Origin of the sequence: Prevotella sp. P6B1, from assembly GCF_000702825.1 — a bacterium.
In the GTDB taxonomy this organism is placed as follows: Bacteria; Bacteroidota; Bacteroidia; order Bacteroidales; family Bacteroidaceae; genus Prevotella.
In genome coordinates, this window is record NZ_JNKF01000012.1 from 452,799 (window position 1) to 478,001 (window position 25,203).

At 49.2% G+C, this 25,203-nt stretch carries 32 protein-coding genes; 6 read left to right on the forward strand and 26 right to left on the reverse strand.

The window, feature by feature from the left end; genetic code table 11:
* Positions 1–55: 55 nt before the first annotated feature.
* Positions 56–1,339, forward strand: coding sequence for an O-acetylhomoserine aminocarboxypropyltransferase/cysteine synthase family protein (locus tag T495_RS0108710; RefSeq protein ID WP_033148344.1), 1,284 nt, complete (start codon positions 56–58; stop codon positions 1,337–1,339).
* A 178-nt stretch (positions 1,340–1,517) separates the two neighbouring features.
* Here the strand turns inward: T495_RS0108710 and T495_RS0108715 are convergent, their stop codons facing one another.
* From T495_RS0108715 to T495_RS0108745, 5 genes are read right to left on the reverse strand one after another with little or no spacing between them, the layout of a single operon-like run.
* Positions 1,518–3,158, reverse strand: coding sequence for a fimbrillin family protein (locus tag T495_RS0108715; protein WP_081832064.1), 1,641 nt, complete (start codon positions 3,156–3,158; stop codon positions 1,518–1,520).
* A 37-nt stretch (positions 3,159–3,195) separates the two neighbouring features.
* On the reverse strand, positions 3,196–4,212 hold the full coding sequence (locus T495_RS0108730) for a fimbrillin family protein (RefSeq protein ID WP_033148348.1): 1,017 nt from the start codon (positions 4,210–4,212) through the stop codon (positions 3,196–3,198).
* Positions 4,213–4,249: 37 nt separating this feature from the next.
* On the reverse strand, positions 4,250–5,149 hold the full coding sequence (locus T495_RS0108735) for a fimbrillin family protein (protein WP_033148349.1): 900 nt from the start codon (positions 5,147–5,149) through the stop codon (positions 4,250–4,252).
* 45 nt (positions 5,150–5,194) lie between these two features.
* Positions 5,195–6,130 (reverse strand): FimB/Mfa2 family fimbrial subunit, encoded by a 936-nt coding sequence (locus T495_RS0108740; RefSeq protein WP_197020370.1) that lies wholly within the window; start codon positions 6,128–6,130, stop codon positions 5,195–5,197.
* Positions 6,131–6,139: 9 nt separating this feature from the next.
* Positions 6,140–7,033: an OmpA family protein gene (locus tag T495_RS0108745; RefSeq protein ID WP_197020371.1), complete on the reverse strand. Its 894-nt coding sequence runs from the start codon at positions 7,031–7,033 to the stop codon at positions 6,140–6,142.
* A gap of 925 nt (positions 7,034–7,958) precedes the next feature.
* Between T495_RS0108745 and T495_RS0108750 the strand changes: the two genes are divergently transcribed.
* The 5 genes from T495_RS0108750 (at position 7,959) to T495_RS0108770 (ending at position 14,257) form a co-directional block, all read left to right on the forward strand.
* Complete coding sequence (locus T495_RS0108750) at positions 7,959–10,415, forward strand: outer membrane beta-barrel family protein (protein WP_033148352.1); 2,457 nt, start codon at positions 7,959–7,961, stop codon at positions 10,413–10,415.
* A 77-nt stretch (positions 10,416–10,492) separates the two neighbouring features.
* Positions 10,493–11,542 (forward strand): sensor histidine kinase, encoded by a 1,050-nt coding sequence (locus T495_RS0108755; protein ID WP_033148353.1) that lies wholly within the window; start codon positions 10,493–10,495, stop codon positions 11,540–11,542.
* Between the two features lie 9 nt (positions 11,543–11,551).
* On the forward strand, positions 11,552–12,304 hold the full coding sequence (locus T495_RS0108760; RefSeq protein ID WP_033148354.1) for a LytTR family DNA-binding domain-containing protein: 753 nt from the start codon (positions 11,552–11,554) through the stop codon (positions 12,302–12,304).
* A 106-nt stretch (positions 12,305–12,410) separates the two neighbouring features.
* Positions 12,411–13,748 carry an NADP-specific glutamate dehydrogenase gene (gene gdhA, locus T495_RS0108765; protein WP_028902358.1) on the forward strand — a complete coding sequence of 446 codons (1,338 nt, stop codon included), beginning with the start codon at positions 12,411–12,413 and terminating at the stop codon, positions 13,746–13,748.
* Complete coding sequence (locus tag T495_RS0108770) at positions 13,745–14,257, forward strand: septal ring lytic transglycosylase RlpA family protein (protein ID WP_028902359.1); 513 nt, start codon at positions 13,745–13,747, stop codon at positions 14,255–14,257. The genes gdhA and T495_RS0108770 overlap by 4 nt, the downstream gene beginning before the upstream one ends.
* 8 nt (positions 14,258–14,265) lie before the next feature.
* On the opposite strand, the gene T495_RS0108775 is transcribed toward T495_RS0108770, so the two are convergent.
* The 21 genes from T495_RS0108775 to rpsQ all read right to left on the reverse strand — a co-directional run bounded on the left by T495_RS0108775 (position 14,266) and on the right by rpsQ (position 25,202).
* Positions 14,266–14,952, reverse strand: coding sequence for a hypothetical protein (locus tag T495_RS0108775; protein ID WP_028902360.1), 687 nt, complete (start codon positions 14,950–14,952; stop codon positions 14,266–14,268).
* A 168-nt stretch (positions 14,953–15,120) separates the two neighbouring features.
* Positions 15,121–15,618 carry a 50S ribosomal protein L17 gene (rplQ, locus tag T495_RS0108780; protein WP_028902361.1) on the reverse strand — a complete coding sequence of 166 codons (498 nt, stop codon included), beginning with the start codon at positions 15,616–15,618 and terminating at the stop codon, positions 15,121–15,123.
* A gap of 30 nt (positions 15,619–15,648) precedes the next feature.
* Positions 15,649–16,641 carry a DNA-directed RNA polymerase subunit alpha gene (locus tag T495_RS0108785; RefSeq protein WP_028902362.1) on the reverse strand — a complete coding sequence of 331 codons (993 nt, stop codon included), beginning with the start codon at positions 16,639–16,641 and terminating at the stop codon, positions 15,649–15,651.
* Positions 16,642–16,655: 14 nt separating this feature from the next.
* Positions 16,656–17,264, reverse strand: coding sequence for a 30S ribosomal protein S4 (gene rpsD / locus T495_RS0108790; RefSeq protein ID WP_013064747.1), 609 nt, complete (start codon positions 17,262–17,264; stop codon positions 16,656–16,658).
* A gap of 40 nt (positions 17,265–17,304) precedes the next feature.
* Positions 17,305–17,694, reverse strand: a complete 390-nt coding sequence (gene rpsK / locus T495_RS0108795; protein ID WP_013063216.1) for a 30S ribosomal protein S11 — start codon at positions 17,692–17,694, stop codon at positions 17,305–17,307.
* 46 nt (positions 17,695–17,740) lie between these two features.
* Positions 17,741–18,121, reverse strand: a complete 381-nt coding sequence (gene rpsM, locus T495_RS0108800) for a 30S ribosomal protein S13 (RefSeq protein ID WP_027448994.1) — start codon at positions 18,119–18,121, stop codon at positions 17,741–17,743.
* 110 nt (positions 18,122–18,231) lie between these two features.
* Positions 18,232–18,348, reverse strand: coding sequence for a 50S ribosomal protein L36 (gene rpmJ / locus T495_RS0108805; protein WP_009160995.1), 117 nt, complete (start codon positions 18,346–18,348; stop codon positions 18,232–18,234).
* A gap of 15 nt (positions 18,349–18,363) precedes the next feature.
* Complete coding sequence (gene infA / locus T495_RS0108810) at positions 18,364–18,582, reverse strand: translation initiation factor IF-1 (protein ID WP_004341775.1); 219 nt, start codon at positions 18,580–18,582, stop codon at positions 18,364–18,366.
* 9 nt (positions 18,583–18,591) lie between these two features.
* Positions 18,592–19,392 (reverse strand): type I methionyl aminopeptidase, encoded by an 801-nt coding sequence (gene map / locus T495_RS0108815; RefSeq protein ID WP_028902363.1) that lies wholly within the window; start codon positions 19,390–19,392, stop codon positions 18,592–18,594.
* 6 nt (positions 19,393–19,398) lie between these two features.
* Entirely contained in the window at positions 19,399–20,739 is a 1,341-nt protein-coding gene (gene secY / locus T495_RS0108820) for a preprotein translocase subunit SecY (protein WP_028902364.1), read from the reverse strand.
* An 8-nt stretch (positions 20,740–20,747) separates the two neighbouring features.
* Positions 20,748–21,194 (reverse strand): 50S ribosomal protein L15, encoded by a 447-nt coding sequence (rplO, locus tag T495_RS0108825; protein ID WP_028902365.1) that lies wholly within the window; start codon positions 21,192–21,194, stop codon positions 20,748–20,750.
* A 26-nt stretch (positions 21,195–21,220) separates the two neighbouring features.
* Positions 21,221–21,397, reverse strand: coding sequence for a 50S ribosomal protein L30 (gene rpmD / locus T495_RS0108830; RefSeq protein ID WP_013063208.1), 177 nt, complete (start codon positions 21,395–21,397; stop codon positions 21,221–21,223).
* Between the two features lie 12 nt (positions 21,398–21,409).
* Positions 21,410–21,922, reverse strand: a complete 513-nt coding sequence (gene rpsE, locus T495_RS0108835; protein ID WP_028902366.1) for a 30S ribosomal protein S5 — start codon at positions 21,920–21,922, stop codon at positions 21,410–21,412.
* A gap of 6 nt (positions 21,923–21,928) precedes the next feature.
* Positions 21,929–22,273 (reverse strand): 50S ribosomal protein L18, encoded by a 345-nt coding sequence (gene rplR, locus T495_RS0108840; RefSeq protein ID WP_028902367.1) that lies wholly within the window; start codon positions 22,271–22,273, stop codon positions 21,929–21,931.
* A 39-nt stretch (positions 22,274–22,312) separates the two neighbouring features.
* A complete protein-coding gene (gene rplF / locus T495_RS0108845; protein ID WP_028902368.1) occupies positions 22,313–22,882 on the reverse strand; it encodes a 50S ribosomal protein L6 in 570 nt (189 codons plus the stop codon).
* Positions 22,883–22,896: 14 nt separating this feature from the next.
* Positions 22,897–23,292 carry a 30S ribosomal protein S8 gene (rpsH, locus tag T495_RS0108850; RefSeq protein ID WP_028902369.1) on the reverse strand — a complete coding sequence of 132 codons (396 nt, stop codon included), beginning with the start codon at positions 23,290–23,292 and terminating at the stop codon, positions 22,897–22,899.
* A 75-nt stretch (positions 23,293–23,367) separates the two neighbouring features.
* Complete coding sequence (rpsN, locus tag T495_RS0108855; protein ID WP_028902370.1) at positions 23,368–23,670, reverse strand: 30S ribosomal protein S14; 303 nt, start codon at positions 23,668–23,670, stop codon at positions 23,368–23,370.
* A 5-nt stretch (positions 23,671–23,675) separates the two neighbouring features.
* On the reverse strand, positions 23,676–24,230 hold the full coding sequence (gene rplE / locus T495_RS0108860) for a 50S ribosomal protein L5 (protein WP_028902371.1): 555 nt from the start codon (positions 24,228–24,230) through the stop codon (positions 23,676–23,678).
* Positions 24,230–24,547: a 50S ribosomal protein L24 gene (gene rplX / locus T495_RS0108865; protein WP_028902372.1), complete on the reverse strand. Its 318-nt coding sequence runs from the start codon at positions 24,545–24,547 to the stop codon at positions 24,230–24,232. The genes rplE and rplX overlap by 1 nt, the downstream gene beginning before the upstream one ends.
* A 20-nt stretch (positions 24,548–24,567) precedes the next feature.
* A complete protein-coding gene (gene rplN, locus T495_RS0108870) occupies positions 24,568–24,933 on the reverse strand; it encodes a 50S ribosomal protein L14 (RefSeq protein WP_013065032.1) in 366 nt (121 codons plus the stop codon).
* A gap of 2 nt (positions 24,934–24,935) precedes the next feature.
* A complete protein-coding gene (rpsQ, locus tag T495_RS0108875; protein ID WP_013063072.1) occupies positions 24,936–25,202 on the reverse strand; it encodes a 30S ribosomal protein S17 in 267 nt (88 codons plus the stop codon).
* Between the last annotated feature and the right edge of the window lies 1 nt (position 25,203).

Below are 25,203 nucleotides of genomic sequence, written 5' to 3' on the forward strand. Positions count from 1 at the left end.
CAATTAAGTCATATTTTTGTATCTTTGCGCCCAAAATGCTAAAATAGGAAGACAAATGGATAAGAAACTGAGACAAGGTACGCTTTGTGTACAGGCTGGCTACAAGGCCAAAAACGGAGAACCAATAGAACTGCCTATCATTCAGAGTACAACGTTCAAGTACGATGACTCTGATGAAATGGCAAAGTTGTTTGATCTGGAGAAAGAGGGTTACTTCTATACCCGACTACAGAACCCAACCAACGATGCCGTGGCTGCTAAAATCTGCACACTCGAAGGCGGTGTTGGTGCTATGCTCACATCGAGCGGTCAGGCTGCCAACTTCTATGCTATGTTCAATATATGTCAGGCTGGCGACCACTTCATCACATCGAATGAGATTTATGGTGGTACATACAACCTCTTCGGCGTCACCATGAAAAAGCTGGGCATCGAATGTACCTTCGTATCGCCCGAGGCCAGCGACGAAGAGATTCAGGCAGCTTTCCGTCCTAACACGAAGGCGGTGTTTGGCGAGACCATCTCGAATCCTGGTTGTGCCGTGTTCGACATTGAGCGTTTCGCTAAGATTGCTCACAAGAATGGCGTCCCCTTGATTGTGGATAACACCTTTGCCACACCTGTCAACTGCCGCCCATTTGAGTGGGGGGCTGATATCGTAACCCACAGCACTACCAAGTATATGGACGGACTGGCCACACAGGTTGGCGGTTGTGTCGTAGATAGCGGCAACTTTGACTGGCTGGCTAATGCCGAGAAGTTCCCGGGTCTGTGTACACCCGATGAAAGCTACCACGGTCTGACCTACGTAAAGGCCTTTGGCAAGATGGGCTACATAACCAAGTTGGTGGCTCAGCTGATGCGCGACCTGGGCTCTATCCCCGCACCACAGAATTCGTTCCTGCTGAACATGGGCTTGCAGACTCTGCACCTGCGTATGGCACAGCACTGCAAGAATGCTCAGAAGGTGGCCGAATTCCTGAATGCCAACGATAAGGTGGCATGGGTACACTACTGCGGACTGCCTACAGATAAGTACTACGATCTGGGACAGAAGTATCTGCCCAATGGTAGCTGCGGTGTCATCGCATTCGGACTGAAAGGCGACCGCGAGACAGCCATTAAGTGGATGGACTCATTAGAGATGATTAACATCGTGACCCATGTAGCCGATGCCCGCACCTGTGTGTTGCATCCAGCCAGTCACACTCACCGTCAGCTGAGCGATGAGCAGTTGCGCGAGGCTGGTGTAGCTCCCGATTTGATCCGCCTTTCGGTAGGTATCGAGGACGTTGAAGATATCCTGGATGACATCAAGCAGGCACTTGACAAAATCTAAAACTCAAGCTCACAGGGGGGACAGCCCCGTGTGAGCTTTTTTATCACTCACATGATACAGTAAATTCAGTGAATTTACTTTCAATTCGAATAAAGCTGACTTTTCCTTCTGTAAATGAAAAGGGCGGCGCCGTCCGCGCCGTGGCTTTCAGGGCCGCCCTCCTGTTAGTGTTTACGTCTTATTCTGCAGTATATGTGAATGAGATGTTGCTCAGGTCTGAGTAGTTAAGCGTTGCGGTTCCGGTGGTATTAGTGGTAATATCACCATCATTAGACGCAATGGTCGCCCCTGTGCAGCCGGCAATTGTATAGTTTGTGGCTTTATAATATACACCAATGTCGCTGGTCCCGGTAGTCGTGCCATACTTATTCCCGGAGAAAGAGCAGTTTATCAGGCGTACCTCGCTTCCGCGATTGATACCAATCGCACCGCCATAGTATGCGTCGCTCTTGGTCGTATAATTATCGGTGAACGTACAGCCGCTCATGTAGAGACTGCCCATGTAGTTATTGATGGCTCCGCCTATTTCACCGGAATAGTTGCCGCTGAATGTCGTGTTGATGGCATACAGTTTACCTTTGTTCTCTATCGCACCGCCACCGTTGCTGTTGTTTACGTGGCAGTTGCTTATCGTACATCCGTCAAGCACTATTGTACCGAAATTATTGATGGCAGGGCCGCCACCACTGACAAACCCTGTAAGGGTGAGATCCTTAAAGGCAACGGTTGCAGAGGACTTAACCTTGAAAGCCCTGATTTCTGAAGTGGTACTGAGCTTCTTTCCGTTGCCGTCGATGGTCAATACCACATTGCTGGTAATTTCAATCTCTGCAGTGCAATCGATGTCGTTCATGAGTTTTACATTGTTTCCGGCGCTCAGTGCGGTATTCAACTCACTAAAGGTTGTAACCTCTGTAAAAGAAGGAGCTTCCGTTGCCTGTCCTCCTGTGAGTGTCTCGCCGGTGGTCCAGTCCTGTACGGTGACGCTTGCCACCTCAATCCTGTCCTTACCTACTTTGAGGTTGAAGGTGTAGCTGTTGCCTGCATTCAGTTCGGGGATGCCCTTCACGCGGAGGGTGTTGCTTTCGCCGTCGCTCAGCTGGATGAAGTCGGCACCGCTGTCACCATAGCCAGGCACTACGAGGGCGGTGTAGGTAGAGCCTTGACCACCGGTGCCCTGTGCGTATGGCTGGATTTCGGTGCTGCTGCCCGTGGGATTGCCGCTGGAGATGCCGCTGCTTTCGCTGTAGATGCGGACGTTGCTGACGGTCTTCTGGTTATTGTTGTACTGACTGCCGAAGCCGCTGATGCGTACGATGACGCGGGCCATCTTGCGCTCCAGCTGCATCTGGATGTCGCTGCCGCCCTCGGGACGGGAAATCACCTGCTGGCGGGTCATGTAGTCGGCGAGGGCGATTTTCTCCACGCTACTCTGGTCGGTGGGCATGGTGAAGGCGGTCATCGACGTGCCGGTGGTCACGGGATAGTAAGCCGAGAAGGTGAGCATGGGCTGTGTCCAGAGGAGGAACTTGCCTGCCACGGTCTCTGTCCAAGTCTGGTTCTCGGTTGACGTACACTGGAAGATGACGGCCTCCTGATCGTTGGTGCTGACGCTGATTTGGTCGCCTTGGTTGAACTGGCGCTGCGTGTCGTCGGTGGCAGCGGCATTGCTACGCGTGGTGGCCTGGAGCGAGCCTACGGAGAAGTTGACGCTCACGGCGTTGTCGGGACGGGCGACGGTGAAGTCGTCGTCGCTCTGGCAGCTGGCGAGGGCGCCCATGAGGGCGAGGGCTGCCAAGGAAAGATATTTTGCTTTCATATTCTTATGCTATTTTAGTATTAATAAAGGTAATTAATTACTCTGTGCCGAGGTTGTCGCCGGGCTGGTCTTCCCATGAGCTGACGCTGAAGGCGCGTGAGCCTGCGGTCACGGTGTCATAGCCAACGGTGAGGGGCAGCGTGTAGTGCTTGCCCTGCTCCAGGGTGATGGCCTCGGTGTTGGTCCATGAGAACGAGCGGGTTCCGATCTTGAAGCTGACGGTCAGTGCGCCTGCAGCAATCTGCTGTGGCACTACGATGGCCTCGTAGGTGGCATGGCTGTGCATGTCGGCATCGGTGGCTGCAGTGAACGAAGCCTGCGAGGCGAGGATGTCAGCAGCAACAGGTGTGGTAGCGGGGGTCACGGTGCCGTAGTTCTCGTTGGCGGTCTGCATCGGCTGGAAGTTATAGCCGGCATTGCTGCCCTTGATGGTGAACTCGGTAATGTCTGAGGCATTGTTCAGCTTCGGGTCAACCTTGTAGAACTCGTTGGCCAGGTCGAGCGTCACGTCGAGCTTGGTCAGGGCGTGGTAGAAGTTGATGACCAGCTTGCCGTTCTGCATCAGCGTCTCCTCGATAGAGGGGTTGGCGATGGTCTTAGTCGGCATGGTCAGCAGATCCTGCTGTTTCAGCTTGGCCTCGGTGCTCTGGTCGGCAGCCACGGTGAGGCCGACGCCGTTGACGAACTCATTGTCGCTGAATGTCTTACCCTGCTTGTAGGCAGCGGTCACGGTGATGCTCTGCTGGTCGTTCTGCCAGAGCATACGGTTTATGGGTGTCCACTCAGTGCCGTCGTACTGTACGGTATTGAAGTAGCTGTAGGTGGCCGATGCGGGGTTGACAATCTTCACCTGGAACTGCTGACCGTTCTGGTTCACGTCGCTGCCAGTGATGCTGGCGCGGGTGGTTACGGTCGTGGGGGCAACGAGGTTGGTGGTGAAGCGCATCACGCCGTCCTCGGGGAACTGCGAGACGAACGTCTGCTCGTCGTCGCTGGAGCATGCCGTCAGCGCCATGGCTGCTGCGGCTGCGAAGAAAATATTCTTGATGTTCATAATATTCTTTAATTAATAATGTTTGTAAAAAAGGTTGTTACATGGCCTGTCCGCCGCTGATAGTGGTGCCTTCGGTCCAGTCGTTGATGCTCACCTCGCCGAGCTCGATCTTGTTGCGTCCCACGATGAGGTTCAGCGTGGTGTACTTGCCGGCCTCCAGGGGGATGTCAGCGTCGTGGGTGTAGGTGAAGGGCTGGCCGTCGATGGTGATAGTGACGGTGCGGAAGCCTGACTGGGGCACCATGATGCTGCTGTGGGTGACGGCATAGCCTGTCTGGGCAGCAATGGCAGGTAGCGATACGCTGGCCTGCGTGCCGGCGGTGACGGTCTGCGCCAGGTAGTCGATGGTGGCCGTAGAGGCGGCGGTGGCTACGCACGAGGCGATGGCGGGCGTCTCACTCCACTGGTTGCGGAAGTTCATGTTGACGTAGAGTTTCGCCATGGCGTGGTCGAAGGTCAGCGAGACGGGGTTCTGCGTGGCGATGAGTCCGCTCAGCTGGCGTGCCACGAGCAGGTCGCTGGCCTCATAGTCGGCAGGGTCGAGCGTGTAGGGGTCGGCGGTGAAGTCGCTGACGGTGCGTGCCGGGTAGATGCCGAGGAAGTAGTGGGCTGTCACCATGTCGGCCCAGAGCATGGGCGTGGCGGGTGCCCACTTGCCGTCGGTACCGAGGCTGTTGACAACGCCGTTGACCACCTTGTCGGCGGGAACCGTCGTGGCCGAGCCCGTCCAGGCGTAGATGCTGACACCATCACCAGCCTCGAACACTGTGGTGTTGCCCGTTGTCGTGGCACGGGTCAGGGCACCGACCGAACCGATGCTCGCCTCGATGGTGATGTTCTTTGCGGCTTGCTGATCGGCAGAAGTCGTCTCATCGCTGCTGCATGCTGCGGCCAGCAGGCCGAGGGCAGCCAAGGGGATGAATCTGAATGCTTTCATCTTACTGATTGTTTTAGAAATTAATATTAGGGTGAATTTAAAAAATTATTTGTCGGGATTGATAATCTCGCCACTGATGGTCCAGCCCTCCGTCCAGTCGTTGATGGTCATGGCCTCGAAACGCATGTAGGGAGCGAGGGCATCATACTCAAAGTCCATCGTGTAGTACATGCCAAGTTCCATGCGGGGGCAGTCGGCAATACTGGTCAGCACGGTGCCGTCGGGGGCAGTGGTCGTGATGCGCAGCAGGGCGCGGCCCTCGCCGGCGGCGGTAGGCATGAGGTGCTTGCCGTCAAGGCAGTGCGTAGAGGCGTCTTCAGCTGTAGGCGTGAGGGTGCCGAAGTCGGCTATGGTCTGCTTAGACATGGGCACACCATAGCGGCCGTTGGCATCCTGTTCGGTGAGCAGGACGCTCTCGGCCACCTGCTCTACGGCAACAGCGACCTTGGTACCCGCAGGCACACCTGTCACGTTGACGGTGAGCGTGGGCAGCAGGCGCTGGAGTTTGAAGTCAGCCACGGTAATCTCGTCCTCGCGAATGGTGACGTGGGTCACGGCATACCATGACTGACGGGGCGACGAGGCTGCATCTTTCAGCGAAACGACAGTGGGCGCGAGGAGGCTGCTAGAGCGAGTAAGGTTGGATGCGGTAGCATAACCGGAGGGATCGTCCATATCGGCAGTGACGAGGATGTCGTACTCGCCGGCGGGCAACTGCTGCAGCCAGTCGGCACTCTCCTCAACAGAGCCAAACTCACGGGTGCGGTTGCCTCCGTCTGAGCCTTGTATCCAGAAAGAGAGTGCATCGATGGATGTGATAGCAGGCTCATCGGCCTCGTCTTCCCAGAGGAGCTGCGGAGCCACATAGCCCACAGGCTGCCCCTCATTCTCATTGGGAATAAGCTCATGCTTGTCGTGATAGCAGGCGGAGAGCAGCATCATGGCAGCTGCCGCCATCAGGGGAAATATCTTCTTATTCATACGCATCACTTATTTCTTGTCGTTAATAATCAGTTCCACGCGGCGGGCCTGCTTGCTGTCGGCAGCATCGCGGTCGATGCCACGGCCAACGACAGGCTTCAGACGGCTGCCGTCAATGCCACGGCGCACAAGCAGCATCTTCACCGTGTTGGCGCGACGCTGGGTCAGTCGGAGATTGTAGTCCTCGCTACCAGTGTTGGAGGCGTGGCCGACGATGCTCAGCGTTACATCGGGTTGTGCCTTCATCATTTCTGACACAGTATCGAGCTTGTCAGCCTCTTTCTGTGTCAGGCGGCTGTTGTTGTTGGCGAAGGAGATGGCGGGGAGGTCAGCAGGAGCGGTTTCCACCACTTCGGGCTTCTTCTCCTCTACGGCAGCGGTCTCGACCACAGGCTGTGCCTTCTCCACAACAGGAGCGGGCATCTCCTCCACCACAGGTTTCTGCTCAACGACAGGCTGCGGCTTCGGCTCGGTGATGGCGGCAGACTCCTCAACTATGGGAGCGGCCTTGCCCTTCTTCCCGAAGTGATACGACAGTTTCAGGCCTGCCTCATAGATGAAATTGCTCTTGTGGCAGTACTTGGGGATGTTGTCGAAGCGGTCGCCCGTCAGGCAGGTGATGCCGCCATAGAGTTGCAGACCTACGTACTGGGCCACGCGATAGCCCACGGCAGCCTGACCGCCCAGACCGAGGTGCCACTGGCGGTCGAACTCCTGTTCGTAGCCCGTGGCAAGATGTTTGGTGCGCGTGGTGACGGCTGATAGTTGCGGCGACAGCGTGACAGACCACTTGCATGTCGGTTTGGTGATAAGCGACAGTACGTCGAAGTTGGCCTGCAGCCCGAAGCGCATCCACCGCGTCTTGGCTTCGAGGTCACGATAGTAGTTGCCCTGCTTGCCCAAGACGGGGGCGAAGGTAAACGCCCCGTCGGTAGCGAGCCAGAACGGGTCGCAGTCGAGCGACGTCTGTTTCTGCCCGCCCATCGTGGCGAGGGCCTCTACGGAAATTAGGCGGCTCAGCTGATAGCCACCGAAGATACCGACCTGAGCACCGACATGGGTTTTGCTCTCGGTGATGCTGCGGAAGGTGGCCTGACCGAAGGAGGTGCCGCCGCTGAGCCCTGCGAACCAGCCACGCTCGTAGTCGCGGCTGTCGGTTTGGGCAAACGCTGTCTGCACCCCTGCGGCCAGCATCGCCAGCAGCATGAGGATAGAAGTTGTTTTCTTCATCATAATAAAAATTGGATTAGATATAGACAAAAAACAATGAGGCTTCCCATGGCAGAAAGCATGGAAAGCTGCGAGTAAGCGAGCGCAATGCAAGCTCGCTTGAACATTGCCGAGCATGAGCAGCTTCGCCAAAGGCAAAGCCGTATATTTACACGCGCGGGCGCGTATGTTATTAAATGTGGTGGACTGGCGGTTAACGCATATATGAGAGAGAGAGAGAGAGAGTAGCAAAATTATTGGAATGACCAAGAATATCGGCCATTATTTTTATAATTTTAGTATCTTTTAGCTCTCGTAAAATTGTCATTAGATTAATATTCAAAATATAGCGGTCAATAGATTATCTACTGCAAAAATACAAAAAAATATTTAATACGCACAAGTTTTATCCGCTTTTTTTTCTGATTTGAATGCAAAAAATCACAAATAGTAGAAATTTTAAACCCGAAGTGCGGTGGTTAGCACCTGAAAACAGAATGATTCGTCGAAACGTCGAAACACATGGGGGTAAACGTCGAAAGAGATTTCACGCTTGCCCCCTTTTTTCATACCTTTGCAACGTCAATTTTGATAAAAAGAACATAAATATAATAAAGGTATGAAACAGATTAAATTTTTCCTGGTAACAATGATGCTGACTCTCTCAGCAGTAGTAATGGCACAGAAAACCACTGTTAGTGGCGTACTGATGGACAAAACCTTGAATGAGGGCGAACCATTTGCCACCGTTCGTGTGTTTAAGGCTGGCAAAAGCGATAAGCCTATCGCCATGTTTATCACCGACGAGAACGGTCACTTCCAGCAGGAGGTGAAAGGTAAGGGCAAGTTCGACATCGTGTTTAGCAGCGTAGGTAAGGAAGAGTTGCGACAGAGCATCGAACTGGGAAAAGAAACACCACTCGATCTGGGTACGATCTTTATGAAAGAGAATGAAACCATGCTGAAAGGTGTGGAGATTGTTGCTCAGAAGCCATTGGTAAAAATGGAGGTTGACAAGATGAGCTACAACGTAGCCGAGGACGAGGACTCAAAGTCGAACACCGTGCTTGACATGCTGCGCAAAGTGCCCATGGTAACGGTTGACGGACAGGATAATATCACCGTAAACGGTAGTTCATCGTTTAAGGTCTATGTAGATGGTATGCCAAACGCCATGTTATCGAGCAACCCGTCGATGGTTTTCAAGAGCATGCCTGCCACAGCAGTAAAGAGTATAGAGGTCATTACTAACCCTGGCGCCAAGTACGATGCAGAGGGGGCTGCTGGTGTACTGAACATCGTACTGAACAAACAGAGCGCACAAGCCTCAGAAAGTATGAACGGCTATAACGGAACTATCCGTCTGGGGGCAGGTAACAAGCAAATGGGTGCCAGCGTATTCATGAGCGGACAGCAAGGGAAGTTAAGTTACAGTGCCAATGTGTTTACAAGCTACAACAAACCTGGTAACACCACTACCGAAATGGAACAGATACAAGCCAATGGTACGAGTCAGACAATGACCTCGGACAACGATGTAAAGACACCATTCACCATGGGAAGCCTGACACTGGGTTATCAACTCGACTCAATGAGCGTGATCAACGCCACTGCATCCATCAACTCGATGAATATGAAGAGTACAGGTACCGCCCTCACCACTATGAGCGGTGCCGCATTAGGTAATACTTTCAGCTACGGTAGTACCACCGACATGAAAAACTCACGCACCTCATTCAGCGGAAGTCTGGACTACCAACGATTCTTCAATGCAGACCATACTAAGAGTCTGTCCCTGACCTACCAATTGGATTACAGTCCAGCCAGTACGAAGATAACTAACAACTTCACCACGACTTCGACCGTCATCGACCTGACCAACCGCTACTCAGATAATCAAGACAAGACCACCAGCCATATCTTCCAACTGGACTACACCATGCCATTGGCCAAAGGACAGACACTGAATTTGGGTGGTAAGTTCCAGCTGCACGATGCTACTTCTGACTCCAAGTACTATCTAAAAGGTGTGTACGATCAGAATTCAAGTTCAGAATACGAGTATAAGAACTCTATCTTGGCTGGCTATGGCGAGTATGTAGGCAACTTTGGCAAGTTCGGTATGAAGGCAGGCTTGCGTTACGAGTACACATGGCAGGATGTAGAGTACCATTTGGGTAACGGTCAGGACTTCAGCACCAGTTACGGTAGTCTGGTTCCTACAGCCAGCATGCAGTACACCATCTCGCAAGGTTCAAATCTCGGTCTTACCTACAATATGCGAATCAGTCGTCCTGGTATCTCATATCTTAATCCATACGTAGATAAGACCAACCCCATTGCCCTGAGCTACGGTAATCCCGACCTGGATGTTGAGAAGGCACATAACGTATCACTGGTTTACAATGCCTTTACATCAAAGTTGATGGTGAACCTGAACCTGCATCACAATTTTGTGGATAACGCCATCTCGCAGTACAGTTTCTACGATACCGACAACCTGTTGAATACCACTTACGGCAACGTGGTAAAGAGTCATCAAACTGGACTAAGCGGATACGTTAGCTACTTGCTGACCAAGGATACACGCCTGTTCTTCAACGGAGGGCTGAACTATACCGACCTGCGCAGCACAGCCCTCGACCAGAAAAACAATGGCTGGACAGCCAACGTGATGGCCGGTGTACAGCAGACACTGCCTTGGAATCTTAAGTTGAGCGCCTTCGCCATCACTTCAACCAAGAGCTACACCCTGCAGGGTTATACCGGTGGATTCAACCTGTTGACCGCCAGCGTATCGAAGAGTCTGTTAAAAGACAAGCTAAACCTGAGCATCAACGGTCTGGTAGGTCTGAACAAGGGCGGCAACCTGAACATCGAGACCTCGAGTCGCGGCAAAGACTTCATCAGCAACACCTGTATCAAAGTACCTATCTACAGTGTGACTTTCAACATCAGCTATACCTTCGGCAATTCAAAGATGAGTCAGAAACAGCGTGCCAATCGCGTACAGGATGACTTCATTGAGCAGCAGTCACAAGGTGAAATGTTAAATAGTATCGGCAGCAATATCTAACAAATCCATGGCATAAAGCGTTCTTTTTCAGAAAAAGAACGCTTTATTCTAAAATATTTCCTATATTTGCAAGCGTTATGAAGAAGATTGAGAGAAAAGATATCTGGATACTTTTGGTACAAGTAGCTGTATGGGCATTTATCATGCTATTGCCGCTGCTGGCCACACTTGTGAGTACACATGATTTCCAAGCTACCAAAACCACATTCATGGCCACATGGGCCATTCTGCATTCGCCATTAGCGATGTATTTTGTCAACTTCTACATCTTCGGGCCATACCTGTTCTTCCGGCGCAAATTCTTACTGTTCGCCGTATGTAACCTGCTACTCACTTTAGCTTTGAACTATCAGTTTCTATACGTCTGGATTGCACGCGACCGCATACCCGAACTGCCAGAGATGACACCGACCATGTGGATAGGTTTCTTCATAGGCTTTTTCATGTTCCTGCTGATTAACTGCTTCGTGGCAGCCATCGCCATTGGCATCCGACATTTCATGCGCATCCGACAGATTAAACAGCAACTGAAAGACGAGAAAGCCAAGAACACCGAGGCAGAATTAGCATGGCTGAAGAATCAGATAAACCCACATTTCTTATTCAACACCCTCAACAACATCTCGAGTCTCTGTCAGATTGATGCCGATGGGGCTCAAGATGCTATCGCCCAACTGAGCGACTTATTGCGTTACGCCATGTACGAGACCAATAAGAAGATGGTACCCATCGAAGGCGAAGTGGAGTTTATGCGCAACTATATCTCACTGATGAAACTGCGTTGCAATGAAAAAACCAAAATAACAACCACCTTCGACGTTAAGCAGAACATGGAGATTGCACCACTACTATTCATATCGCTGGTAGAGAACGCCTTCAAGCATGGAGTGAGCAGCAACCGTCCTTCGAAGATTGATATCCGCCTGTTACAGAACGCCAACGAACTGATATTCAACTGTGAAAATACCAATTTTCCTAAAGATGATACCGACCGGAGCGGCTCTGGTATCGGACTAGAGAATACCCGTCGTCGACTGGACCTGATGTACGCCGGCCGATATAAATGGGAGCAGTCGATCGAAGACGATATCTATCACGTGAGAATTACATTAAGGATTAAAGATTAAACAAAAGAAATGCCATTAACTTGTATCATCGTAGACGACGAGCCACTGGCTGTTAAGCTCATGGAATCGTATGTAGCAAAGACCCCCGATTTGGAATTGTTAGGCAGTTTCACCGACTCGGTAGCAGCCATTAATGCCATCAAAGAGCTAAAACCCAATCTGTTGTTTCTCGACATCCAGATGCCCGACTTGAATGGTATGGAACTGGCTCACATGATTTCCAGCGATACCCGTGTCATATTTACGACGGCCTTCAAGGAATATGCCTTCGAGAGTTACGAAGTGAGTGCACTTGACTTCCTATTGAAGCCCATCCGCTATAATAAGTTCATGGTAGCAGTGGATAAGGCTAAGGAGTGGTTTGCCAAAAGCGAATCGTCCAAAGCTTCACCTATCACAAAATGCCCATCGCCCAACTCCCAGCACCCGACCTCCATCTTCGTACGCGTCGAAGGCGAACTACGCAATATCACAATCGAAAGCATCGTCTATGTAAACGGCATGAAGGATTACGTGATGTTCTATCTCGATGGCGAGACCAAGCCCTTGATTACACACCTGACCATGAAAGCCGTAGAAGAGATGCTACCCCCCGAGAAATTTCTGCGAGTACACCGTTCCTATATTATAGCAGTCGACAAAATCAGAAAAGTAGACCGCAACGACTGCATCTATATCGGCAATGAGATTATTCATGTACCCGATGGCTATCAAGAGGCCTTCCATCAATTCCTGGAAACGCGCACAATTAACAAAATGTAACTTTACAACAAAATTTTTCTCGTTTTTCCTTGGAAGGTATTGATATTTTTCCTACTTTTGCATCATAATTAGTAACAAAATGTAAACTTAAAACGTTTTAACGACAATGGAAGTTGAGAAAATTATGCAGGCCTTGGAGCAGAAGCATCCAGGCGAAATGGAGTACTTACAGGCAGTAAGAGAGGTGTTGGATAGTATTAAAGATGTATACAACCAGCACCCCGAGTTTGAGAAAGCCAAGATCATAGAGCGCATTGTAGAACCTGAGCGTATCACTACCTTCCGTGTGCCCTGGGTCGACGACAAGGGCGAGGTACAGGTAAACATCGGCTACCGCGTGCAGTTTAACAGCGCCATCGGCCCTTACAAAGGCGGTTTGCGTTTCCACCCATCAGTAAACCTCAGCATCCTGAAATTCCTCGGATTCGAGCAGACCTTCAAGAATGCACTTACCACTCTGCCCATGGGTGGAGGTAAGGGCGGATCAGACTTTGCTCCCCGTGGCAAGAGCGATGCCGAGATTATGCGTTTCTGCCAGGCCTTTATGACCGAGCTGTACAAGGTGATTGGTCCCGATATGGACGTACCTGCAGGTGATATCGGCGTTGGTGGTCGCGAGATCGGCTATCTGTTTGGTATGTACAAGAAGCTCACCAGTCAGTTCCATGGCGCCACCCTCACTGGTAAGGGTATGGAATGGGGTGGCTCTATCCTGCGTCCTGAGGCAACTGGTTATGGTGCACTCTATTTTGTACACCACATGATGGAAACTCACGGACTCGACATCAAAGGAAAGACCGTTGCCCTGTCTGGTTTCGGTAACGTAGCATGGGGTGCTGCCAAGAAAGCCACCGAGCTGGGTGCAAAGGTTATCACCATCTCTGGTCCTGATGGATACATCTACGATCCTGCAGGTCTCGATGATGAAAAGATTGAGTACATGCTGGAGCTCCGCGCCAGTGGCAATGACGTATGTCAGCCTTATGAAGAGGAATTCGAGGGTTCGAAGTTCTACGCCGGTAAGAAACCATGGGAGCAGAAGGCCGACATCTATCTGCCATGCGCTACCCAGAACGAGTTGAATGGTGCCGACGCCGACATGATCCTGGCCAACAAGCCACTCTGCGTAGCCGAGGTATCGAACATGGGTTGCACGGCTGAGGCTGTGAACAAGTTCATTGCTGCAGGTCAGCTGTTCGCTCCTGGCAAGGCTGTTAATGCTGGTGGTGTTGCCACATCGGGCTTGGAGATGACTCAGAACTCTATGCGCATGAGCTGGACCGCAGAAGAGGTAGACCAGCGTCTGCACCAGATTATGAGTGGCATTCATGAGCAGTGCGTGAAGTACGGTAAGGAAGGCAACTACATCAACTATGTGAAGGGTGCCAACGTAGCCGGCTTCATGAAAGTAGCGAAAGCTATGCTTGCTCAAGGTATTGTATGACCTATATAAAAAGAATAGTCGCAACGACACTAACACTAATAATATGCTTTACCGCTCAGGCTCAGACCGAGAGCGGTAAAGCTTCATTTTATTCTAAAAGCTCCAGCGGACGTCGTACGGCCAGTGGCGAGCGCCTGCATCACGACAGTCTGACATGCGCTCACCGCACCTACCCTTTTGGTACACTGCTGTTAGTTACCAACCCTGCCAATGGCAACCATGTCATTGTAAAGGTAATCGACCGTGGCCCTTATGTAAAGGGACGTGTCATCGACCTATCCCATAGGGCAGCCAAAGAGTTAGGAATTATCGCCCAAGGTATAGCCCCCGTAATAGTCGAGGAGTTAAATGAGTCTATTATCCCGTTCAAACCTGCCGAGGTATTCAGCAAACCCGAGTTGGACTTAAGTACCAGCGACGGTGATGCTGCCACCCCTATCTGGGTAGAGTTGAACGAGCAGATGAAGAAGAAAAAACAGCAAGAGCAAAAAGAAAAAAAGAAGCGATAGGAACCAACCTATCGCTTACTTGTTTGAATCCTGAAATCCCGAGTCTGAGAAGCAATCTCTTTATCACCTTGAAAAACTCCTATACGGAAAACAGCCTCGCCATCTCTTAAGCCATTATCAGCCCGTACGAGCGCTGTATATCTGATGCCCTTACCTGGAGCTATACTCTCTATCATAACGTTGTCAGACACCTCTAAATGCTTATTTCCGGTTATTTCTTTTACGTTAGGACATATACGGTAGATGGTCTCATTGGTAGTATTATAAACCTCGAACACGATTCTAGCCTCTTCACCACGCGTCAGCACCTGGTCGCGACTATTATCAATCAGCATTGGTCGACGAATCTCTAAAGGGGCGGATGTACATTCCATATAGATACGATCATCTGGATAATCATATCCCTCCTGGCGTTGAGAACCACCACGCTCCATACGACGCTGCTGGTACTCGCCCATCTTCTTTTGGTGTGCCTCTTCAGCTGCTTGCCCAACAGCTGCACCCACCACAGCACCACCAGCCATCCCAATCAGCGTGCCGATATCACTACCACGTGGACCGCCAGCAATACCACCGATGGCCGAACCAATGATAGAGCCGAACCAACCACCAGTGGTAGCACCGGCTTCTGTATAAGTACCACAACTGCTCAACAGCAGTAAAGTACCGAGCGATAAAACAAACAACTTCTTCATAACCATCAATCTTAAAGATACACGCAGCAAAGATACATATATCCTGACAAAAGGACAAAGGAATTCCCCCACTATCACGTAGGGGAATCCCTATTCTAAGAAAAATAGAGCCCGTACCTTAAAAGATACGAGCTCTGCCTGTATAATAAGAATTTAAAATTCTGACGATTACTCAGCCTTAGCCTCTTCAGCAGGAGCCTCAGCCTTTGCCTCCTCAGCAGCAGGTGCCTCAACAGCAGCCTCGGCCTTAGGAGCAGCCTTGCGTGAACGACGTGTTGACTTCTTCTTGGTCTCCTTTGCCATTTCAGGATCAAAGTCTACCAACTCGATGAAGCAAACCTGAGCGGCGTCACCCTGACGGGTACCCAACTTGATGATACGAGTGTAACCACCGGGACGATCACCAACTTTCTCACTAACTGTAGAGAAAAGTTCCTTGATAGCCTCCTTGTTCTGGAGGTAGCTGAATACAACACGACGAGAATTAGTAGAATCCTCCTTAGCCTTAGTGATCAGGGGCTCTACATACTTCTTCAGGGCCTTAGCCTTTGCAACGGTCGTAGTGATTCTTTTGTGCATGATCAGAGAGATAGCCATGTTAGCAAGCATGGCACTGCGGTGAGATGCAGTACGACCGAGATGATTGAATTTCTTATTATGTCTCATTTTACTTTTGTTCTTTTATTGGGCAAGAGATTAATCTCTGTCCAGTTTGTATTTTGAAATATCGGTTCCAAACGACAGATTCAGACTCTCGAGCAAATCATCAAGCTCAGTGAGCGATTTCTTACCAAAGTTACGGAACTTCAGGAGGTCAGTCTTATTGTACTGTACCAAATCACCAAGTGTCTCAACATCAGCTGCCTTCAGACAGTTAAGCGCACGAACAGAGAGGTTCATGTCGATGAGACGGGTCTTGAGCAATTGGCGCATGTGCAGAATCTCCTCATCGAACTCCTGGTTGCTCTCAGTCTCTGAAGCCTCGAGAGAGATCTTCTCGTCAGAAAACAGCATGAAGTGATAAATCAGAATCTTGGCGGCCTCTTTCAGAGCGTCCTTTGGGTGAATAGAACCGTCCGTAGTAACTTCAAGAATCAGCTTGTCATAGTCGGTCTTCTGTTCAACACGATATGGCTCAACTGAGAACTTTACGTTACGAATCGGAGTGTAAATAGAATCGATTGCAATTACATTCACGTCGGTGCAGAACTCGCGATTCTCATCAGCGGGTACATATCCGCGACCTTTGTTGATTGTAAGATCAATCTGCATCGATGCTTTGGAATCTAAATGACAAATCACCAAATCGGGATTTAACACTTCAAATCCAGTCAGATACTTGCCGATGTCAGCGGCTTTGAATTCGGTAGAATTCTCGACCGTGATACTGACTTTCTCGTTCTCGAATTCTTCTACTACTTGCTTGAATCGAACTTGCTTCAGATTCAAGATAATGTTGGTTACATCTTCCTTTACACCGGGAACTGAAGAGAACTCATGCTCAACACCAGCAATACGGATAGTGTTGATAGCATAACCCTCAAGTGATGAAAGTAGAATGCGGCGCAGGGCGTTACCAATGGTCACACCAAAGCCGGGCTCCAAAGGACGAAATTCGAACTTGCCGAACTTGTCGTTGGCCTCCAACATTACGACTTTATCGGGTTTTTGAAATGCTAATATCGCCATTAATTTAAATGATTTTAGTTCTTAGAGTACAACTCAACGATTAACTGCTCCTTAATATTCTCGGGGATGTCAGCGCGCTCAGGCTTGTGCAGGAACTTACCGCCCTTCACATTCTCATCCCACTCAATCCAAGGATACTTGCTGTGGTTGAAACCTGCCAGAGCAGCCTCAATCACCTCAAGAGACTTAGACTTCTCGCGAACAGCAACTACCTGACCAGGCTTAACAGCATAAGAAGGAATATTAACTACCTGACCATCAACAGTAATGTGCTTGTGACCAACGAGCTGACGAGCAGCAGCGCGGGTAGGAGCGATACCGAGACGGAACACTACGTTGTCGAGACGACTCTCAAGGTTCTGGAGCAGAACCTCACCAGTAATACCCTCAGCCTTAGCAGCCTTTTCAAACATATTACGGAACTGGCGCTCAAGTACTCCATAAGTATACTTGGCCTTCTGCTTCTCTGCCAGCATGACGGCATACTCAGACATCTTACGACGACGGTTGTTGCCATGCTGTCCAGGAGGGAAGTTTCTCCTAGACAAAACTTTGTCTGCGCCGAAAATGGGCTCACCAAAACGACGCGCAATTTTTGATTTCGGTCCTAAATATCTTGCCATAATAATAAAAATGTTTCTTCTTTAAAAATCCTTCTAATAATTATACGCGACGACGCTTTGGAGGACGACATCCGTTATGTGGCAGTGGAGTAACATCGATGATCTCCATTACCTCGATACCAGCACCATGGATGGCACGGATAGCTGACTCACGGCCATTACCAGGACCCTTAACATAAGCCTTAACCTTGCGAAGACCCAGGTCGTAAGCAACCTTAGCGCAATCCTCAGCAGCCATCTGGGCAGCATAAGGAGTATTCTTCTTAGAGCCACGGAAGCCCATCTTACCAGCTGAAGACCAAGAAATAATCTGACCCTCGTCGTTAGCCAGTGATACAATAATATTATTAAAAGAACTGTGTACGTGGAGCTGGCCGATAGCATTTACTCTCACGTTTCTCTTCTTTGAAGTGACTGTTTTCTTTGCCATAATTCTTAAACTTTAATTCTGTAATGTTTAATGTTTAATTTAGGAATTACTTCGTAGCCTTCTTCTTATTAGCAACAGTCTTCTTCTTACCCTTACGAGTACGAGCATTATTCTTGGTGCTCTGACCACGAACGGGAAGACCATTACGATGACGGACGCCACGATAGCAACCAATATCCATCAGTCGCTTGATATTCAACTGGATCTCAGAACGGAGATCACCTTCAACTTTGAATTCAGCGCCGATAATTTCACGGATTTTGGCTGCCTGGTCGTCATTCCACTCGCTAACCTTCAGGTCGCGGCTGACACCTGCCTTGTCCAATATCTTTGCTGAACTACTTCGACCAATACCATAGATATAGGTCAATGCGATTTCGCCACGCTTATTCTGGGGCAAATCTACTCCAACAATTCTTATTGCCATTGTTAATTAAAAGATAAAAATAAATTACTTTAAAAATACATTTCTTGCTAAAAAGCATGCAAAGTTACGAAGAATTTTTCAATTCTCCGCCATTTTATGCTTATTTAACATTAACCCTGACGCATTTTGTACTTAGGGTTCTTCTTGTTGATAACGAACAGGCGGCCCTTACGACGTACGATTTTGCAGTCTGGGGTACGCTTCTTCAATGATGCTCTTGTCTTCATATTAATTCAAATTGTTTATTTGTATCTGAATACAATTCGTCCTTTGGTCAGGTCATAGGGGCTCATTTCCACCTTTACCTTATCTCCGGGGAGGATTTTGATATAGTGCATTCTCATCTTACCAGAGATATGCGCAATAATCTGAACTCCATTTTCAAGTTCTACTCGGAACATCGCATTCGACAGTGACTCGACGATTGTTCCGTCCTGCTCAATAGCGGATTGCTTTGCCATACTTAATATTTAATATAACTTACCTTCTAATAATTCAACCTCTTCGAAAGAAGAAAGGATATCGGCCTGGCCCTTTCTGATGGCGATGGTATGCTCAAAGTGAGCAGCTGGTTTTCCGTCACGTGTGCGGATAGTCCAACGATCAGCATCCATCCAGATGTCGCGCTTGCCCATAGTAATCATCGGCTCAATCGCAATACACATACCGGCTTTCAGCATAATACCGTTGCCACGACGGCCATAGTTAGGCACCTGTGGGTCCTCGTGCATCTCACGACCGATACCATGTCCGGCCAGTTCACGAACGACGCCGTACTTCTGAGCCTCACAATGCTCCTGTACCGCACTGCTGATATCGCCAAGATGTTTACCTGCAACGGCATTCTCAATGCCTTTGTAAAGAGACTCCTTGGTAGTCTTCAACAGTTGTTTGACTTCTTCGGAGACCTCGCCTACACAGAATGTGTAACAAGAGTCGCCATTAAAGCCGTTTAACAGTGTTCCGCAGTCAATGGAAATGATATCACCCTCTTTGAGAACAGTCTCGGCATTGGGGACACCATGAACCACTACGTCATTCACCGAGGTACAGATGCTGGCAGGAAACGGCCCTCCATATGGATTGGGGTAACCCTTGAATGTTGGAATAGCTCCATTATCTCTAATGAACTCGTCCGCTATCTGATCCAACTGGAGGGTCGTTATACCAGGCTTAATATGTTTAGCCAATTCACCAAGCGTACGTCCAACAAGTTGGTTGGCCTGGCGCATCAGCTCTATTTCATCTTCTGTCTTTAGAAATATCTTCATAGAAGATTAATAAGCAGCCATTCCACGTCCATGAATACGACCTGAGCTGAGCAGGCCATCATAGTGACGCATCAGCAGGTGACTCTCAATCTGTGCCAGTGTGTCGAGAACAACACCGACAAGAATCAGCAGAGATGTTCCACCGAAGAACTGAGAGAACGCATCCTGTACATTCAGCAAGCTTGCAAATGCAGGCATCACAGCGATGAAAGCAATAAACAATGAACCGGGCAGTGTGATACGTGACATAACAGTATCGATATACTCGGCAGTTTCCTTGCCAGGCTTAACGCCAGGAATGAAACCATTGTTACGCTTCATATCCTCAGCCATCTGAGTAGGATTCAGAGTAATGGCTGTATAGAAATAGGTGAATGCGATGATCAGGAACGCGAAAATCACGTTGTAAGCCCAACTATGGTGATCCATCAGAGTGCGCAGAATCCATGAGGTATTTTCAGGATTCATCCACTGAGCAATACTCAGAGGAATGAACATGAGAGCCTGAGCAAAAATGATAGGCATCACATTGGCTGCGAACAGCTTCAGTGGGATGTACTGACGAGCACCACCTACCTGCTTATTACCTACGAGGCGCTTTGCATACTGCACGGGCACCTTGCGAACGCCCTGAACCAGAACGATAGATGCGCAAACAACTGCATAGAGAATGATGATCTCGACCAAGAACATAACCAGTCCACCACTGGTGATGGCAGTGAAACGCGAGCTGACCTCCTGGATGAATGCCTGAGGCAGACGAGCGATGATACCGATCATAATAATCAGTGAGATACCATTACCTATACCCTTATCCGTAATGCGCTCACCCAACCACAGGATGAACATACTACCTGCGGCAAGAATGATGACAGCAGGAATCATGAAGTATGACCAAGAGATGCCTGTTGCCAGAGCAGCTCCTGAGGTCATCTTCAGATTCATCAAGTAACCCGGAGCCTGGAAGCACAGGATGGCTACAGTGAGCCAACGGGTATACATGCTGATCTTCTTGCGGCCGCTCTCTCCCTCACGCTGCATTTTCTGCACGTAGGGAACAGCGACAGCAAGAAGCTGCATTACGATAGAAGCAGAGATGTAAGGCATGATTCCAAGTGCGAAGATTGACGCATTGGAGAATGCACCACCGGAGAACATGTCAAGCAGCGACATAAGACCACCGGCAGTCTGTGACTGCAATTGGCTTAACATGGCTGGATTGATACCGGGAAGTACCACAAACGAGCCGAAACGATAAATCGCTACAAACAGGAGAGTAATCAGGATGCGCTGACGCAGATCCTCGATCTTCCAAATGTTCTTCAGTGTCTCTATTAACTTCTTCATTTTAAAAATCAGATTTTTGTTGCGTTACCACCTACTGCCTTGATAGCCTCTTCAGCAGTCTTTGAGAAAGCGTTAGCCTCTACGTCAACCTTAGCCTTCAGTTCACCGTTGCCAAGAACCTTAACCAGCTCCTTGCCATTGGTAAGACCGGCAGCGATCAGCTCTGCAATTCCGATCTTGGTGAGGTTCTTCTCCTCAGCAAGCTTCTGAAGTGTAGAGAGGTTTACTGCAAAGTACTCCTTGTGGTTGATGTTCTTGAAACCAGCCTTCGGAACACGACGCTGGAGAGGCATCTGACCACCTTCGAAACCAATCTTTCTCTTATAACCAGAACGAGCCTTGGCACCCTTGTGACCACGAGTAGAAGTACCACCCAGACCTGAACCAGGTCCGCGACCGATACGACGACTTGAGTGGGTAGAACCCTCAGCCGGCTTTAAATTATTCAGTTTCATAATCTAATCTACTTTTAAAATGTTAATTACTCAACGACGGTTACCAAGTGGTGTACCTTACGGATCATACCACGGATAGAAGGAGTATCCTCTACCTCAACAACCTGAGAGATCTTACGCAGGCCGAGAGCCTCGAGAGTGCGCTTCTGATCAACAGGATAACCGATCTTACTCTTAATCTGCTTTACCTTAATTGTTGCCATAGTTACTTCTCCTTATCCTCTAAATACTTTATCCATACTGATTCCACGTGTACCAGCTACAGTGTAGGCGTCACGCATCTGGCTCAGAGCTACGATAGTAGCCTTAACCAGGTTGTGAGGGTTAGATGAGCCCTTTGACTTAGCGAGCACATCCTTGATACCTACGCTCTCCAGAACGGCACGCATAGCACCACCGGCCACAAGACCGGTACCGGCAGCAGCCGGCTTCAGGAATACCTGAGCACCGCCGAAGCGAGCCTCCATCTCATGAGGGATGGTGCCCTTGAGTACAGGAACTTTAACAAGATTCTTCTTAGCTGCCTCAACACCCTTAGCAATAGCTGCTGTTACTTCACCAGCCTTACCAAGACCCCAGCCAATGATACCGTTGCCGTCGCCGACAACCACAATAGCTGCGAATGTAAAGGTGCGACCTCCCTTTGTTACCTTGGTAACACGGTTGATGGCAACCAGTCTGTCTTTCAACTCTACGTCACTATTTACTTTAACTTTGTTCATTGCCATAATCGTTTAGAATTTAAGTCCACCTTTACGTGCTGCGTCTGCAAGCGACTTAACACGGCCGTGATACAGATAACCGTTACGGTCGAAGACTACAGCTGTTACGCCGGCCTCCTGAGCCTTCTGGGCTACGAGCTCACCAACCTTCTCAGCCTGCTGGATCTTAGGCATAGCCTCGAGACCCAGTGAAGATGCAGAAGCAAGTGTTTTACCTTCCAAATCATTGATTACCTGAGCATAGATCTGCTTGTTGCTGCGGAAAACGCTCAGACGAGGACGCTCGGCTGTGCCGAACACGCTCTTACGAATTCTATATTTGATCTTAATTCGTCTTTCTACTTTCTTTGTTGTCATAATCTTTAATTTTTAATCTTTAATGTTTAATTTTCAAGATTACTTCGCAGATGCTGACTTACCCGACTTACGACGGATAACCTCACCCTTGAACAAAATACCCTTTCCTTTATAAGGCTCAGGCATACGGAAAGAACGAATCTTAGCACAAATCAGACCGAGCAGCGCCTTGTCGCATGACTCGAGGATAATCTGAGGGTTCTGGTTACGCTCAGACTTGGTCTCAACCTTAACCTCCTGTGGAAGCTGGATGAAGATGGGGTGAGTATAACCGAGTGCGAACTCGATGATGTTACCCTGGTTAGAAACACGGTAACCAACACCTACGAGCTCCATCTCCTTCTTATAACCTTCGCTTACGCCTACTACCATATTGTTAACAAGCGCACGATAAAGACCATGGAATGCCTGCTTCTGCTTAATGTTTACAGGGCTGTTCTCATCGATCTCAAACTTAATCTGACCGTCCTCGATAGTCATCTTGATAGAGGGGTCAACCTTCTGTGTCAGCTCTCCCTTTGGACCCTTTACGGTAACAACACCGTCCTTGTCCTGAGCAACAGTAACGCCTGCAGGGATACTAATTGGCAATTTTCCTATTCTTGACATATTCTATCCTCCAATTAATATACATAGCAAAGAACCTCACCACCGATTTTCAGGGCAGCAGCCTCTTTGTCTGTCATTACACCTTTAGACGTGGAAAGGATTGCGATTCCAAGTCCGTTAATTACTCTCGGCATGTCTTTGTAACCAGTGTACTGGCGAAGACCTGGTGTTGAAACTCGCTTGAGGCACTTGATGGCGTTTTCACGAGTTGCAGGGTCATACTTCAAGGCAACCTTGATAGTCCCCTGAGGACCATCCTCGATGAACTTGTAGTTCAGGATGTAACCCTTCTCGAAGAGGATCTTAGTGATCTCTTTCTTCAAGTTTGACGCAGGAACCTCAACGACACGGTGATGTGCCATGATGGCGTTTCTGAGTCTTGTCAGATAATCTGCTATTGGATCTGTCATAAAATAAATGTTTTAATTAATCGGGACTACCCCGACAATATTAAATTAATAAATCTCTTTTGCTTAAATCTGGGCTTACCAGCTGGCCTTCTTAACTCCAGGGATCAGACCGTTTGATGCCATCTCACGGAACTGGATACGAGAGAGACCGAACTGACGCATATATCCCTTTGGACGACCAGTGATCTTGCAACGGTTGTGCAGACGGATGGGGTTAGCGTTCTTGGGGATGCTCTGCAGCTTGCGAGCTGCCTCATAAGCCTCTGCGGGATCCTCAGTAGTTGCGATCACCTTCTTCAGGGCAGCACGCTTCTCAGCGAAACGAGCCACGAGCTTAGCGCGCTTTACCTCGCGGGCCTTCATTGATTCTTTTGCCATATCTCTTAATCTTTAGCGTTCTTGAATGGGAGACCGAAAGCCTTCAGCAGTGCGAAACCTTCCTCGTCAGTCTGAGCTGAAGTTACGAAGGTGATGTTCATACCCTGAATACGGTCTACTGAATCGATATTGATCTCTGGGAAGATAATCTGCTCCTGAATACCCAGTGTGTAGTTACCACGGCCATCGAACTTGCTCTCGATACCCTTGAAGTCACGGATACGGGGCAGAGCGATGCGAACGAGCTTCTCGAGGAACTCATACATGCGCTCACGGCGCAGAGTTACCATCACACCGATAGGCATCTTCTTACGAAGCTTGAAGTTAGCGATATCCTTCTTAGAATATGTAGCAACTGCCTTCTGACCACAGATAGCGGTAATCTCGTTGATAGCAACCTCGATGATCTTCTTATCCTGAGTAGCGTCACCAAGACCCTGGTTTACTACAATCTTCTTCAGGACAGGAATCTGCATTGCAGAAGTGTAGTTGAACTGCTTCTGAAGAGCTGGAGCGATCTTCTCCTTGTACTCTTTCTTTAACTGTGCTGTATTTGCCATTACTTAATCTCCTCTCCTGACTTTTTAGCGACACGAACGACATTCTTACCTTCGCGCTTGATAGCAACACGGGTAGCCTTGCCACTCTTTGGGTCAATCAAACTAATATTCGAAATGTGAATAGGAGCCTCCATCTTCACAAAGCCTCCCTGAGGATTCTTGGCACTTGGCTTAGCACTCTTGTTGACCATGTTGATGCCCTCAACGAGTGCACGCTGCTTGTCGGTCAAAACCTTCAGCACCTTACCAGTCTTGCCCTTGTCCTCACCGGCCAGAACGATGACTGTATCGTTTTTCTTAATATTGAACTTTGCCATTTCTTCTAATCATTTAAATATTAAAGTACCTCAGGTGCCAAAGAAACGACCTTCATATTCACGGCACGGAGCTCACGGGCAACGGGACCGAAGATACGGCTACCACGGAGCTCACCGGCATTGTTCAGCAGTACGCAGGCATTGTCGTCGAAACGGATGTAAGAACCATCGGCACGACGGATTTCCTTCTTAGTGCGAACAACCAAAGCCTTAGATACTGCACCCTTCTTTACATCACTTGTAGGGATCGCGTTCTTGATAGACACAACGATGATATCACCTACGCTGGCATAACGGCGCTTGGTGCCGCCCAGTACACGGATGCAGAGAGCCTCGCGTGCACCGCTGTTGTCAGCTACTGTAAGTCTTGATTCTGTCTGTATCATAATTACTTAGCTTTTTCTACGATGTTAACTAATCTCCATCTCTTTGTCTTTGACAGAGGACGGGTTTCCATAATGAGTACGGTATCACCTACATTGCACTCGTTATTCTCATCGTGTGCGTGATACTTCTTTGTCTTCTGGACAAACTTACCATACATAGGGTGCTTCTCCTTGAACTTGGCTGCAATAACAATGGTTTTATCCATCTTGTTGCTGATAACGACACCCTGTCTTGTCTTTCTTAAATTTCTTGTTTCCATCTGGACCATT